This window comes from Sphingomonas colocasiae (genome assembly GCF_019880585.1).
Classification (GTDB): Bacteria; Pseudomonadota; Alphaproteobacteria; order Sphingomonadales; family Sphingomonadaceae; genus Sphingobium_A; species Sphingobium_A colocasiae.
The window spans coordinates 1083601-1098109 of record NZ_JAINVV010000004.1 but is presented as its reverse complement, the minus strand read 5'-3'; the positions used below and the strand labels follow the sequence as shown (position 1 = coordinate 1098109).

General features: G+C 64.6%; 13 protein-coding genes. 4 read left to right on the top strand and 9 right to left on the bottom strand.

Going from position 1 to position 14509, the window contains the following annotated elements:
* Positions 1–21: 21 nt before the first annotated feature.
* Both K7G82_RS11550 and efp read right to left on the bottom strand, forming a co-directional pair.
* Positions 22–852: an inositol monophosphatase family protein gene (locus K7G82_RS11550; protein WP_222989974.1), complete on the bottom strand. Its 831-nt coding sequence runs from the start codon at positions 850–852 to the stop codon at positions 22–24.
* A 163-nt stretch (positions 853–1015) separates the two neighbouring features.
* The gene (gene efp, locus K7G82_RS11545; protein WP_222989973.1) at positions 1016–1579 is read right to left on the bottom strand and encodes an elongation factor P; all 564 of its coding nucleotides are present in this window, start codon (positions 1577–1579) and stop codon (positions 1016–1018) included.
* Between the two features lie 110 nt (positions 1580–1689).
* Between efp and K7G82_RS11540 the strand changes: the two genes are divergently transcribed.
* The gene (locus K7G82_RS11540) at positions 1690–3132 is read left to right on the top strand and encodes an AMP nucleosidase (RefSeq protein WP_222989972.1); all 1443 of its coding nucleotides are present in this window, start codon (positions 1690–1692) and stop codon (positions 3130–3132) included.
* Between the two features lie 167 nt (positions 3133–3299).
* Here K7G82_RS11540 and K7G82_RS11535 read toward each other — a convergent pair whose 3' ends face one another.
* From K7G82_RS11535 to K7G82_RS11515, 5 genes are all read right to left on the bottom strand, one after another.
* Positions 3300–4469: a GGDEF domain-containing protein gene (locus K7G82_RS11535; protein WP_222989971.1), complete on the bottom strand. Its 1170-nt coding sequence runs from the start codon at positions 4467–4469 to the stop codon at positions 3300–3302.
* The gene (locus K7G82_RS11530; protein WP_222989970.1) at positions 4466–5623 is read right to left on the bottom strand and encodes a GGDEF domain-containing protein; all 1158 of its coding nucleotides are present in this window, start codon (positions 5621–5623) and stop codon (positions 4466–4468) included. The genes K7G82_RS11535 and K7G82_RS11530 overlap by 4 nt, the downstream gene beginning before the upstream one ends.
* A 75-nt stretch (positions 5624–5698) precedes the next feature.
* Complete coding sequence (locus K7G82_RS11525; protein WP_222989969.1) at positions 5699–7501, bottom strand: M2 family metallopeptidase; 1803 nt, start codon at positions 7499–7501, stop codon at positions 5699–5701.
* A 73-nt stretch (positions 7502–7574) separates the two neighbouring features.
* Positions 7575–8351: an alpha/beta fold hydrolase gene (locus K7G82_RS11520; RefSeq protein WP_246623413.1), complete on the bottom strand. Its 777-nt coding sequence runs from the start codon at positions 8349–8351 to the stop codon at positions 7575–7577.
* An 80-nt stretch (positions 8352–8431) separates the two neighbouring features.
* On the bottom strand, positions 8432–9100 hold the full coding sequence (locus K7G82_RS11515) for a DUF2238 domain-containing protein (protein ID WP_246623412.1): 669 nt from the start codon (positions 9098–9100) through the stop codon (positions 8432–8434).
* Positions 9101–9147: 47 nt separating this feature from the next.
* Here K7G82_RS11515 and K7G82_RS11510 point away from each other — a divergent pair, with 47 nt between their 5' ends.
* From K7G82_RS11510 to K7G82_RS11500, 3 genes are read left to right on the top strand one after another with little or no spacing between them, the layout of a single operon-like run.
* Entirely contained in the window at positions 9148–9606 is a 459-nt protein-coding gene (locus tag K7G82_RS11510) for a MarR family winged helix-turn-helix transcriptional regulator (RefSeq protein WP_222989968.1), read from the top strand.
* Positions 9599–10690, top strand: coding sequence for an HlyD family secretion protein (locus tag K7G82_RS11505; RefSeq protein WP_222989967.1), 1092 nt, complete (start codon positions 9599–9601; stop codon positions 10688–10690). Before K7G82_RS11510 ends, K7G82_RS11505 begins: the two co-directional genes overlap by 8 nt.
* Positions 10683–12218 (top strand): DHA2 family efflux MFS transporter permease subunit, encoded by a 1536-nt coding sequence (locus K7G82_RS11500; RefSeq protein ID WP_343228562.1) that lies wholly within the window; start codon positions 10683–10685, stop codon positions 12216–12218. Before K7G82_RS11505 ends, K7G82_RS11500 begins: the two co-directional genes overlap by 8 nt.
* Before the next feature lie 90 nt (positions 12219–12308).
* Here K7G82_RS11500 and K7G82_RS11495 read toward each other — a convergent pair whose 3' ends face one another.
* Entirely contained in the window at positions 12309–13337 is a 1029-nt protein-coding gene (locus K7G82_RS11495) for an aspartate-semialdehyde dehydrogenase (RefSeq protein ID WP_222989966.1), read from the bottom strand.
* Between the two features lie 84 nt (positions 13338–13421).
* Positions 13422–14420, bottom strand: coding sequence for a sensor domain-containing diguanylate cyclase (locus K7G82_RS11490; RefSeq protein WP_222989965.1), 999 nt, complete (start codon positions 14418–14420; stop codon positions 13422–13424).
* Positions 14421–14509 lie beyond the last annotated feature (89 nt).

Below are 14509 nucleotides of genomic sequence, written 5' to 3'. Positions count from 1 at the left end.
CGGATCGGGATCGATGCCGGATCAGGCGGGGCGCGGCGCCTTGAGCGCGCCCGCCATAAGCTTGTGCAAGCGCGAATGGAGAACGTCGTTCGCCGCCAGGAGCTCGCCGCGTTCGAGCGCGCGGTCCGCGCCGCGGAAATCGGTGACGAAACCGCCGGCTTCACGCACCAGCAGGATCCCGGCCGCGATGTCCCACGACTGGAGCCCGCTTTCCCAGAAACCGTCGAAGCGGCCGGCAGCGACCCATGCGAGGTCGAGCGCGGCCGATCCGAAACGGCGGATGCCCGCGACTTCGATCGCGATCGCGTCATGGATCGCGCGCCATTCGCGATGATCGCCATGCCCCTTGAACGGAATCCCGGTCGCGATCAGCGATTCGTCGAGATGGCGGCGCGAGGACACGCGCAGGCGCTGGTCCTGCAGCCAGGCGCCCCTGCCCTTTTCCGCCCAGAAGCTTTCATCGGTGAGCGGCTGATAGACGAGCGCACTGACGATCTCGCCACGCCCACCGCCCGGACGGGGTTCCTCCACCGCGATCGAGATCGCGAAATGCGGAATGCCGTGCAGAAAGTTGGTGGTGCCGTCGAGCGGATCGATGATCCAGCGCGGCTTGGTGGGATCGCCCGCGATCTCGCCGCCTTCTTCAAGCAGGAAGCCCCAATCGGGACGCGCCTTCTTCAGCTCGTCATACAGCGTGCGCTCGGCGCGCTGATCGGCCATCGAGACGAAATCCGCCGGCCCCTTTTTCGAGACCTGAAGGTGCTGGACCTCGTTGAAGTCGCGCCGCAGCCGGGGTGCCGCCTTGCGCGCGGCGCGCTCCATGACGGTGAGGAGGCCGGAATGGGAAACCAAGGCAAATCTCCACCCCTTTTCGCGGACGAAAGGGGACAGGGTTGATGAACGGAGGCAGCCGCAAGATGCGGCCTTGTCCGCTCCGAACGCAATAGGCGGTGGATCGTGCCGACGGATCGGCCCCACCTGTCGCCCCTTCCGCGATCGGAAAGGGCCTGTCCGATTACTCGGCCCGCTTCACATAGGCCTGTTCATACACATCGACGATGATGCGCGTGCCCGACGCGATATGCGGCGGCACCATGATGCGCACGCCATTGTCGAGGATCGCGGGCTTGTAGCTCGACGAGGCGGTCTGCCCCTTCACCACCGCGTCGGCCTCGACGATCGTGGCTTCGATCTGGTCGGGAAGCTGAACCGAGATCGGCTTCTCGTCGTAAAGCTCCATCACCACGTCCATGCCGTCCTGCAGGAAGGCGGCGGCGTCGCCGAGCAGATCGCGCGGCAGGTTGATCTGGTCGTACGTGTCCTTGTCCATGAAGGTCAGCGTGTCGCCGTCCGCGAACAGGAACTGGAAATCCTTGGTGTCGAGCCGCACGCGCTCGACCGTTTCGGCCGAACGGAAGCGGACGTTGTTCTTGCGGCCGTCGATGAGATTCTTCATCTCGACCTGCATATAGGCACCGCCCTTGCCGGGCTGGGTGTGCTGGATCTTCACCGCACGCCAGATGCCGCCTTCATATTCGATGATGTTGCCGGGACGGATGTCCACGCCGCTGATCTTCATGGGGGTTCTCGCGATTCAAAGAAAAATGCTGGCGCGCTCTATAGCCCGGAGCGCCCGGAGGCAAGACCGGGGACTTGCCAGCATGGGCCGGGCTCGGATAGTTGCTGTCAATGTCCGACGCAAAAACCATCGTCGCCGAGCTTGACGCTCTCTATTCCGCCTCCGTCGATCGCCTGCGCTCCGCGCTGGAGCGCTTCATCCGGACCGGCGAGAAGCCCGATCCGATCGATCGCGCCCAGGGCGCCTTCGCCTATCCCGAGATCCAGTTGCGCTATCGCGGACAGGGCGACGCGCCGGTGCCGCCGCGTTCGTTCGGCCGGCTCGTCACGCCCGGCAATTATGCGATCAGCGTCACCAAGCCGGCATTGTTCGCCGATTATCTGGTGGAGCAACTGAGCCTGCTGATCGAGGATTACGACGTCGAGGTGACGGCGGTCGCGGGGCGGCAGGAAATCCCCTTCCCCTATGTGCTTGAAGCCGGGCACGACCTGATGCTCGACGATATCAGCGCGACCGAGCTGTCACGCTGGTTCCCGGCGACCGAACTGGCGTTCATCGGCGACGAGATCGCCGACGGCACCTATCGCGACCTGCCAGATGCGGCGCGCCCGCTGGCGCTGTTCGACGGCCTGCGCACCGATTTCTCGCTCGCCCGGCTGCGCCACTACACCGGCACGCCGCCCGAACATGTCCAGCGCTACATCCTGTTCACCAATTACCACCGCTATATCGACGAGTTCGTCCGCTGGGCGTGCGGCCAACTGGGGGAAGGGAGCCGCTTTACCGCGCTGTCGGGCGCCGGCGGCGTGATGGTGACGCCTGAAACCGCCGATCCCGAGCGTGTGGTGGCGGACAGCGCCTGGCGCCGGCACCAGATGCCCGCCTATCACCTGATCGCGCCCGACCGTTCGGGGATCAGCGTCGTCAATATCGGCGTCGGCCCGTCCAACGCGAAGACGATCACCGATCATCTCGCGGTCGTCCGGCCGGAGGCATGGCTGATGATCGGCCATTGCGGCGGCCTGCGCCCCAGCCAGCGGATCGGCGACTATGTGCTCGCCCATGCCTATCTGCGCGACGATCATGTGCTCGACGATGTACTGCCGCCCGAGATCCCGGTGCCCGCCATCGCCGAAGTCCAGCTCGCGCTCGCCGCCGCCGCCGAAACGGTTTCGGGCGAGACGGCGGAAACGCTGAAGCGCCGCCTGCGCACCGGCACGATCGTCACCACCGACGACCGCAACTGGGAGTTGCGCTATTCCGCGTCCGCCCTGCGCTTCTCCCAGTCGCGCGCGGTGGGCATCGACATGGAATCGGCGACAATCGCGGCGCAGGGATATCGCTTCCGCGTCCCCTATGGCACGCTGCTTTGCGTATCGGACAAGCCGCTCCATGGCGAGCTCAAGCTGCCGGGCCAGGCCAACCGCTTCTACGAGCGCGCGATCAGCGAGCATATGCGGATCGGCATCGAGGCCTGCGACCAGCTCCGCCGCGAGGGCAGCAAGCTCCACAGCCGCAAGCTGCGCGCCTTCAGCGAGCCACCGTTCAGATAGGGCTTTAAAACGGCTGACTGTCAAGCGGCTGGCTGACGGCCGACCGCTCAGGAGCCTCTCCGCTTACGTATGGAAACGCTGCTGCGCCCGGCCAGGCCCTTGGTGAACACGCCTTGTCGACATGCGTCGACCTGAATGAAGCGACCGAAGATATAAAGGCAGTCGGATCAGTCCGTGGGCTCCGGTCGGGCAGCGAAAGCGATGCGGTTTCGGCCCGCTTCCTTGGCCTGATAGAGCGCCTGATCGGCGCGTTGAAGAATCTGGCCGAACCAGAGGTCCCCATCGTCGAAGCCTGCGACGCCGAAACTCGCGGTGAAGGCAAGATCGGGTTTGTCCTCGACGGAGATGCCGGCGACTTCCGCGCGAATGCGTTCGACCACATCGCCAGCGTCCGCCGGTGCGAGGTCCGAGAGCAGCAGGCAGAATTCGTCACCGCCCAGCCTGCCGAACATATCGACTTCACGCACCACCGCCTGCACATTGTCTGCGAAGGAGATGAGTGCTCGATCGCCGGCGGCATGGCCGAAGCGATCATTGATCCGCTTGAAATGATCGATATCGCAGATGACGACGGTGAATGGCCGGCCGCGTCTCCGGGCATTCGCCATTGCAATGGTCGCGGCCTGTTCCAGGCCGCGCCGGTTAAGTGCACCGGTCAGCCCGTCGCGCGTGACGAGTTGCTGAAGGCTTTCCGACAAATCGCCCGCGATCAGGAAGACCGCAGCAATCCCCGTGCCGATATAAACGGGCGGCAGACCGATGCCCAGGATCATCCGATAGCGCTCGATCGCGTCGCGATCTCCGTCCGGACCGATGAACAGCGCCGAGCCGCTGAGCGCGAGCTGATAGAGAGTGAAGATCACGAGCATGACGATGAACGCGAGTTCGGGCGCATTCGGACGCCGGTGCCGCGGCCAGATCGCGATCGCGGCGATCGGCATCATGATCACGGCGAACAGGTTGGATACCGCGCCCTGCAGCGCGCGATTGGGCAATATCGTATAGACGAGCACGATCCAAATGGCGAAGATCAGTCCGATCGCGATGAAGGCCGGCAGGTGCACGGGCCGGCCGGCCCGCTGCAAGGCCCCCACCGGTACCAACGCGCTCGATCCGAGCACCACGAGGCTTGCCGCGATCACCGGCAACGGATTGCCTGGCTCCAGGAGCACGCCAAGCGCATTGACCACCCATTGCAGCGCTCCAAGGCCATAGGCGACGGCCCATATGGATATGTGGCGGGCACGGCCGAAATGCAGCCAGGCCAACGTCATCATGATACATAATATGGCGCTGGTGAAGAACAGCACCGAGAGGATCACGATGGCGGGAGTCATTGCAGATCGGCCGAAAGCGTGACCCGGTTGCCCCCATCGGCGATCGATCGGCACAAGGCCGCATCGGCGCGGGCCAGCGCCGACGAAAGCACGATATCGTCAACCCGAAAACCGGTGATCCCGAAGCTGACCGTCAGCGAGAATGGGCGTGCGCCGCCGATCATGGCGCTCGCGATTTCCTGACGCGCGCGCTCGACCACCTCGGTTGCCATCTCCGGCGTCGCGTCGATCAGCAAAAGACAGAATTCGGCTTGGCCGGTGCGCGCCAGAAGATCCTCCTCGCGCACGCTGGCATGGACGACATCCGAGATGACCGCCAAAGCACCATCAAGGGCGTCCTGCCCGCGCAGGCGCCGTGCATCGTCATATCCGTCGATCGCGCACAACACCACGGCCAGGTCGCGACGGCGACGGCGGGCATCGGCGAATGCATTGGTCGCAACCTGTTCCAGGCCGCGCCGGTTGAGCGCACCGGTCAGCGGATCGCGCGTGGTGAGCGCGCGCAGGCGATCGTTGAGATCCATCGCCAGAACGAACACCGCCGCCATGCCCACCGCCGCATAAACGGCGGGCAGGCCGATCACGAGCACGTCGCGATAAAGCTGGCCGGTCGCAAGCATGTAGCGCGAATCCATGCCCAGAGAGAGAGCGGCAAGCGCGAACTGGAACAGGGCGAACAGCGCAAAGGCCGAAACCACGGCGAATTCCGGTGGTAGCGCGGGTCGGCCGCGCGGATAAAGCGCGGCGGCCGCGATCACGAACATGACCCCTGCATGGCAATTGGCGACGAAACCGCGTGTCGCCAGATTATGCGTGGCCGCCCCCATCGCCATCAACGCGATCGAGAGGACGATGATTCCGATCATGATCGGCAGATGCAAGGGCAGCCTGGCGCGATGCCGGGCCCCGATCGCGATCAGCGCCGAATCCACCGCAACCAGCGTTCCCGTGATGAACAGGGGCCATGCCTGATCCGGAAACTCGATCCGGGCAAGGGCGCTGACGCTCCACTGCACAACCGCGCCGGCAGCCGAAAGAGCCCAGAGCTGCGCATAACGCTGACGCCCGAAGTAAAGCCACGCCAAGGTCAGCGCGACGCACATGATCGACGCCACCGAAAGCAGCACGGCCAGGTTGACGAGCGGCAGATTCATGCGCGCGCACGCCCGGCGCGACACGTGATGCGCACAAGCAATATCGCCCCCCCCGAGCGCCTCATCGCGAATCCGTTACCAGCCGCATTGCTTACCCTTGTTCTGCGCCTTCAACCATGTCCGGAGCGGCGCGAAGTAAGCAAGCATCGCCTTGCCGGAAATCTCGCGGCTGCCGGTAAAGGCCTGGAGAGCGTCCGGCCAGGGTTTGGACGCGCCCATTTCGAGCATCGCGTTCAGTTTCGCGCCCACCGCCTTGTCTCCATAAAAGGAACAGCGGTGCAGCGGCCCTGTCCATCCGGCCTGCTTGCAGGCGGCCTGGTAGAACTGGAACTGGAGGATACGCGCCAGGAAATAGCGGGTGTAGGGAACGGCCGCGGGGACATGGAATTTGGCACCGGGATCGAAACGCGTCTCGTCGCGCGGCACCGGCGGAACGATGCCCTGATAGCGCAGGCGCAGATCGTTCCAGCCCTTCTCATAACCGGTGGCCGGGATCTGGCCGTTGAAAACGCCCCAGCGCCATTTATCGACGAGCAGGCCGAACGGCAGGAAGGCGATCTTGTCCATCGCCTGGCGCAACAACAGGCCAAGATCCTTGTCGGCCGTGGGCACCTTCGCCTTGTCGAGCAGCCCGATGCTGACGAGATAATCGGGCGTGATCGACAGCGCCACGAAATCGCCGATCGCCTCATGGAAGCCGTCATTGGCGCCGTTCAGATAGAGATAAGGCTGCTTGTTGTAGGCGCGCTGGTAATAATTATGGCCCAGTTCGTGGTGGATCGTGACGAAATCGTCCGAATTCACCTTGATGCACATCTTGATGCGCAGATCGTCCTTGTTGTCGACGTCCCATGCGGAGGCGTGGCAGACGACTTCGCGATCGGCGGGCTTCAAAAATTGCGACCGATTCCAGAAGCTGGCGGGCAGCGGCGCGAAACCCAGCGAACTGTAGAAGCCCTCACCGATCTTCACCATCTTCAAGGGATCGTCGCCGCGCGCCTTGAGCAGTTCACCCACGTCATAGCCGATATCGCCCGCCCCCTGGGGCGCCACGACATCGTAGATATTGCCCCATTCCTGCGCCCACATATTGCCGAGCAGATCGGCACGGATCGGCCCGGATTTGGGCTGGACGGCATCGCCATATTTTTCGTTGAGCTTGCCGCGCGTATAGCAATGAAGATCGTCGTAAAGCGGCTTCACTTCCTGCCACAGCGTGTCGGTCAGCTTCGCGAACTCGTCGGCCGGCATATCATATTGCGAGCGCCACATCGCGCCGACATCGGAAAAGCCCAGCTCGCGCGCGCCGGCATTGGCGATCTCGGTCATGCGCGCATAATCGCCACGCATGGGGGCGCCGACATTGTCATGCCAGCTGACCCACATTTCCTTGAGCTTCGCGGGATCGCGAACCTCGCCCATCGCCGCCTCGATGTCGCTGCCCGAAATGGGCTTGCCGTCGAGCGTCCCCCTGCCCGCGCCGTAGAGCCCCTTGATCCCCGTGCCGACCTTGGCGAGCTCGGCCGCCGAACCCGGCGTGGTCGGCGCCGGCAGCGTGATGCCGCCGCGCAGCACGTCGATCTTGCGGCGCGTATCGAAAGACAGGCCCGGCACCTTGTCGAACCGCGCGGCGTCCTTGGCCTGGCGGACGCGCATCTCGCTCTCGCGCGTGGCGAAAAGCGCCGCGATGCCGTTGGTATCGTCGGTGATATAGGTTTCGTTGATCCAGTCGACCTGCGCCTTGGGCACGCTGAATTCGCGCTGCTCGGCCTCCGCATCGGCGACGAACTTGTCCGCATCGGCGGCGGACTGGGCGAAGACGGACGGCGCGCCCGCAACCATGGTGACGAGCGCGATCGCTGACAATGCGGACTTCATCGGACTTCCTTGATCTTGGATCTTAACGCGAACGGATCCCCCAGGTTCAGACTGAACCCGTGGCCGGGCATGGTCAAGACGCCAGGAAGCGCGCGATTTCCTCGCCGAGCTCCGGCCGGGTCACCGCACTCATATGCCCCCCTGGAATCGTGCGCGCCACGGCATCGGGCAGCGTTGCGGCGAGCGCCTCGCACGATCCGTTGTCGTCGTCGTCCACCCCCGAAAGCACGAGCACCGGCAGGTGAAGCGATTCGATATCGGCCCGGGGCGTGTCGACAAAGGTATCGAGGATGCGGAGCAGCGCCACGGGGTCTCCCTTGGTCGTCTTCAGGAACGCTTCCGCCATCCATTCGGGGCTGCCGCGCTGGTGGCTGCCCAGATTGGTCAGGATATGCCTGAAATGCCCGGCGCGACCGCCGGTGTCGATCAACCCCTGCAGCCCCATGCCCGCGACGATCGCCCTGCCCGGCTTCGCCCCGCCGGCCAGCATCCGCACCGTCGTGCGTGCGCCGAGCGAATAGCCGCCCAGGTCGTAATCGGTCAGGCCGAGATGCGCGATCAGCGCGAAACCGTCCTTTGCCAGCACGTCCGCCGGATAGGCCGCGGGATCGTGCGGCTTGGCGCTCTGCCCATGCGCGCGCAGATCGGGCATGATCACGCGGCGGCCGGCTTCGGCCACGATCCGCGCGGCATGGCCGTAGCGGATCCAGTTGGTGAAGGCGTCGGAGAAATAGCCGTGGATCAGCACCAGCGGCCGGGCGTCGGGTGCACCCATTTCATGCCAGGCAAGCTCGACGCCGTCGAAGCTCGCGAAGCGATGGGTGGAGAAATCAGTCGGGGAGCTTGCCAAGGGCCTGGATCCAGCGCGTGTTGAAAACCTGATGTTCGCCGGGGCGGTAACCCAGCAGGCGCGCGGTGTCGATCCGGCCTTCACCCACGTCGGCCGCTCCACCGCACACAGCCGGCCGCCAGCAGAGAACCGACGAACGCCAGCCCCATATCCTTCTGGGCATCCCACATATCGCCCTGCTGGCCATTATATCCGTTGGCCATTTCGGGTGCCACCACCAAAGTCAGCAGTCCTTCGAAAATCTCGTAGAGTGCCCCTACCGACAGCGCGAACCCGATCGAGACGATCGCCGCCATGATGCGCGACTGGCCGAGCCAGCGCAGGCCGATCTCGCGGATGGGGGCGTAGAACAGCAGTCCGAAGGCGAAATGGACAAGCCGATCATAATGATTGCGCGTCCAGCCGAACCAGTCGCTCGGCGCGCTGCCGATCAGGCTCCGCACCCAATCGTCATAAGGCACGCTCGAATAGGTGTAACGTCCACCCAGCGTATGGAGCGCGAAGAACAGCACCAGCGCGACCACCGCGCCATCGCTGAGCGGCCATCGCCGCAGCAGCATCGGCGCCGCGACGAGCAACAGCACGGTCGGCACGTGGTGAAGCCAGGCGATCTCCGGGAAAGGCTGATCGATCTGCGCGATGATCAGCATCAGGGCGAGCGCGGCGAGCGCCCGGAACTGCGCGGCCGGAAGGGCTCGCAAATCGGCCGGCAATTGCATGGATTGCAACTGGCCGAGCCTGAAACGCAATTCAACTGACCTTGTATATAATAAGCATTGTTATTATATCGCGCGTCATGAGCGACCCCCTTGGCTTCCTCGTTTCCGACGTATCGCGCCTGCTTCGCCGCAGCTTCGACGAAAAGGCGCGCACGATTGGCGTCACCCGCCCGCAATGGCGCGTGCTGACCCTGCTCGCCCGCCGCGAAGGCATCAATCAGGGCGGTATCGCCGATCTGCTCGAAGTCGAGCCGATCACGCTCAGCCGCATGATCGACCGGTTGCAGGAAGCCGGACTGGTCGAGCGCCGCGCCGACCCCAATGATCGCCGCGCCTGGCAATTGTTCCTGACCGACAAGGCCGCGCCGATCATCGCCCAGCTCAAGGACTATGCCGAGGAACTCTTCGTCGATGTGCTCGACGGGTTCAGCGAGGCCGAAGAACGGCAACTCAACGCGCTGCTGGCGCGCATCCATCAGAATCTACAGAATCTGTCGCCGCGAAGCGACGAGTGCGGAGTGCGTGCCCATGGCTGATCTTGGCGAACCCGTCACCGTCGAGGATGCGAAGCCGATCACGCTCGACATGCCCGGCGAAGCCGCGCTCGAGAAGCCGCGCCGCAGATGGGGCCGGCTCGCGCTGATGCTGTCGGTGCCGCTGCTGATCGCGGCGATCGGCGGCTATTTCTGGCTGACCGGCGGCCGCTACGTCTCCACCGACAATGCCTATGTCCAGCAGGACATGGTTTCGATCGGCCCCGACGTGACCGGACGGATCGTCGAGGTCCGCGTCAAGGAGAACCAGCAGGTCAAGGCAGGCGACATCTTGTTCGTCATCGATCCCGAACCCTATCGCATCGCACTGGCGCAGGCCGATGCGGCGCTCGCCACCGCGCGCGTCCAGGTCGCGACATTGTCGACGGACACCGGCGGCGCCGCCGCCGACATCGAAAGCGCGCGCGCCGACATTCAGCTCGCCCAGGCCACCTATGATCGCCAGAGCGCGCTGATGCAGCGCGGCTTCACCACCCGCGCCAGCATGGACGCCGCCCGCCATGAAGTGGCCGCCGCCAAGGCCCGGCTCGCCAATGCGCAGGCCGATGCGGCACGCGCGAGCACGCAACTCGGCAGCGGCACCACGGCATCGGGTGCCCCCGCCGCGATCCAGGCGGCGATGGCGCAGCGGCAAAAGGCCGCGCTGGACCTGTCACGCACCGTCGTCCGCGCGCCCGCGGACGGCATCGTCAGCCAGACGAACCGCCTGCAGGTGGGCAATATGACGCCCGTCGGCTTTCCCGCGCTCAGCCTGGTGATGAGCCAGGACGCCTGGATCGAGGCGAACTACAAGGAAACCGATCTCGACCACATGGCGGTGGGCCAGCCGGTCCGCATCAAGCTGGACGCCTATCCCGAACTCAAGATCGCAGGCCATGTCGCCAGCATCGGCGCGGGCACCGGATCCGAATTCTCGGTGCTCCCGGCACAGAACGCCAACGGCAACTGGGTGAAGGTGACGCAGCGCGTGCCGGTGCGGATCGCCATCGACAATGCCCCGCCCCGCACGATGATCGCCGGGCTCAGCGCGGGCGTGACCGTCGATACCAAAGGCCGCCGTGACTGATCCCGTGCCCGGCCAGCCGATGCTTGCCGTCAAGCATCGCGGGCTGCTGACCGTCGGCATCATGGGTGCCATGATCATGCAGATCCTGGACACGACGATCGCCAACGTGGCGCTGCCGCACATGCAGACCAGCCTGGGTGCGACGATGGACAGCGTCACCTGGGTGCTGACCAGCTATATCGTCGCCTCGGCGATCGCGATCCCGGCCACGGGCTGGCTCTCCGGCCGCTTCGGATCGCGCAACCTGTTCCTGTTCGCGGTCGCGAGTTTCATCATCGCGTCCATGCTGTGCGGCATCGCCGTCAGCCTGGAGGAGATGGTGGTCTTCCGCGTCATGCAGGGCATCGCCGCGGCATTCATAAACCCGCTGTCGCAGACCGCCATGCTCGACATCAATCCGCCCGAACGCCAGGCCAAGGCCATGGCGGTCTGGGGCATGGGCGTGATGATCGGGCCGATCATGGGCCCGGTGCTCGGCGGCTGGCTGACCGAGAATTACAATTGGCGCTGGGTGTTCTACGTCAACGTGCCCGTCGGCCTGCTGACGCTCGGCATCCTCTGGGCCCTATTGCCCTCGCGCCCGAAACAGACCCGATCCTTCGACATATTGGGCTTCGCGATGATCTCGATCGCGGTCGCCGCCTTCCAGTTGATGCTCGATCGCGGCCAGCAGGAAGACTGGTTCGCGAGCTGGGAGATCATCATCGAAGGCGGGATCGCGCTGGCGGCGCTCTGGATCGGCATCGTCCACCTCGCGACCGCCAAGGCACCGCTGTTCGACCGGCATATCTTCCGCAACCGCAATCTGGTGATGGGCATGATCTTCATGATCGTCATCGGCATGTCGACCATGGCGCCGATGGCGCTGCTCCCGTCAATGCTGCAGCAATTGTTCGGTTATCCGGTAATCGACACCGGCATGATGATGGCGCCGCGCGGGCTGGGCGTGCTGGTGACGATGTGGCTGGCAGGCCAGCTGATGGGCCGGGTCGATACGCGACTTGTCGTCTCCGTGGGTTTCGTGATCTTCGGCATATCGCTGTTCCAGATGTCGCGCTGGTCGCTCGACATGGATTATTGGCCGGTGGTCACCTCGGGCTTCATCCAGGGCCTGGGCATGGGCCTGATCTTCATGCCGCTCAACTCGCTCGCCTTCGCGACGCTGAGCGCGCATTACCGGACCGATGGCGCCAGCCTGCTCAACCTGATGCGCAATATCGGCCAGTCGGCCGGCATCTCGATGGTGACGGTGCTGCTGGCGCGCAACACCCAGACCAGCCACGCCGATCTGTCGCAGCATGTGACCGCCGGCGTGGTGCCATCGCTCGATCTGAGCGCGCTCAGCCGCTTCGGCGTCGTTTCGGACGGGGTATTCGGCATGCTCAACGCGGAAGTGAACCGTCAGGCGGCGATGATCGCCTATCTCGACGATTTCCACCTGATGGCGATCATCTCGATCGCGGTGATCCCGATGGTGCTGCTGCTCCAGAAACCCAAGGGCAAGCTGGAGGCCGTGATCGCCGAATAGGCCGGCGACCACCGGCCTTTTCAGGGGGCGTTCCGGTTTGTCGTGGTGCCCGAGCCGGCAGGCGAATCCACCTGCCTCGGAACCACTCTGTCAGGCCGCCTTCTTCAGGTGACGGCGGCCCAGCAATTCCGCGATCTGCACCGCGTTGAGCGCGGCGCCCTTGCGCAGATTGTCCGAAACGCACCAGAGCACCAATCCGTTGTCGACGGTCGGATCCTCGCGGACGCGGCTGACGAAGGTCGCGTAATCGCCGACGCATTCGACGGGGGTGACGTAGCCGCCGTCCTCGCGCTTGTCGACGAGCATCACGCCGGGCGCCTCGCGCAGGATCGACTGGGCCTGCTTGGCCGAGATCTCGTCCTCGAATTCGATCGCGATCGCCTCGCTATGCCCGACGAACACCGGCACGCGCACGCAGGTCGCCACCACCTTGATCTTGGGGTCGAGGATCTTCTTGGTTTCGACCACCATCTTCCATTCTTCCTTGGTGAAGCCGTCATCCAGGAAGCTGTCGATATGCGGGATCACGTTGAAGGCGATCTGCTTGGTGAACTTCTTCGGTTCGGCGGAATCGCCGACGAAGATGTTGCGGCTCTGCTCGAACAGTTCGTCCATGCCCGCCTTGCCTGCGCCCGAGACCGACTGATAGGTCGCGACGACGACGCGCTTGATCTTCGCGGCATCGTGCAGCGGCTTGAGCGCCACCACCATCTGCGCGGTCGAGCAATTGGGGTTCGCGACGATATTCTTTTTCCGATAGCCGTCGATCGCTTCCGGATTCACTTCGGGCACGATCAGCGGCACATCGGGATCCATGCGGTAAAGCGACGAATTGTCGATCACCGTGCAACCGGCCGCCGCCGCGATGGGCGCATATTTCTTCGTGGCTTCGGAACCGATCGCGAAGATCGCCATGTCCCAGCCCGTCCAGTCGAAGTGCTCGATATTCTGGACCTTGAGCATCCGGCCGGTCTCGCCGAACTCGATCTGGTCGCCCTGGCTGCGCGCGGATGCCACGGCCGCGACCTCGTCGGCCGGGAATTCGCGCTCCGCCAGAATGTTCAGCACTTCGCGCCCGACATTGCCGGTCGCGCCGGCAACCACCACCCGGTAGCCCATTTCAACGCACTCCTCGTTGGAAGGCCTGCGCTCTAGAGCGTGATCGAGCGCGGTGGAAGCGCTTTATGCGCCCGGCCGGTCGGTTCAGGCGGCGATGGTTCGCGGCGCCGGAACGGCGCGGCGAACGCAGTTCCGGCCCGACCTTTTCGCGTCGTAGAGCGCGGCGTCGGCATCTGCGAGCCAGATCTCGCTGTTCGCCCGCTCGTCCGACAGGGCGGCGACACCGAAGCTCGCGGTGATCCCGAACGGCGGATCGTGATCGATGCGGATATCCGCGATGGCGGAGCGATAGCGTTCGGCCGCGATCAACGCGTCATCCTCGCCGATCTCGGGCAACAGCAGCGCGAACTCTTCCCCGCCAACGCGCCCGAAGGCGTCAGCTGGGCGCTTCATCCGCGCGAAGCAATCCGCCACCGCGCGGATCGCAAGATCGCCGACGGGATGACCATGGCTGTCGTTGATCGACTTGAAATGATCGATGTCGAGCAGAACCAGGGCCGACGGACGGCCATGGCGGATGTTGAGCGAGATCGCCTTGTCGAGTTCGGCCACGAAGGCGCGGCGGGTCAGCGCGCCGCTCAGATGATCGCGCTCGGCGATGCGGCGCAGTTCGAGCTGGTCGACCACCAGGGCGGCCAGCCCCTTCAATATCTCGATATGGGCGGCGTCGAACTCGCGCCGGCAGGTATCGATCGCACAGAGCGAACCGATATTGTAGCCATCGGGCGTTTCCAGCGGCACGCCGGCATAGCTCAGGATATTGGGATCGCCGACGACGTGCGGATTGTCCCGAAACCGCGCATCGGTCGATGCGTCGTTCACCACCAGCGGCTCGCGCGCGCGGATCGTATAATCGCAAAAGGCGACATCGCGGGAGGTTTCGTTGCCGTCCAGGCCGGGATGGGATTTCAGCCATTGCCGGTCGCTGTCGATCAGCGACACGGCGGACATCGGCACGCCCAGCACGGTCCGGACAAGATTCGTGATCTTGTCGAACGGCGCCTCGGCCGGCGTATCGAGCACGTCATAGCGCCTCAACGCGGCGACACGTGCGGGTTCATCAACCAGTTTTGCGTCAAACATGCTTCCAACTCGCCAAGCCCGTCTGCCACCATGCTCTTAACATGGCGTAACCCGCATCAGGATTTCGGCGAATCCTGCCTGGCGGACGG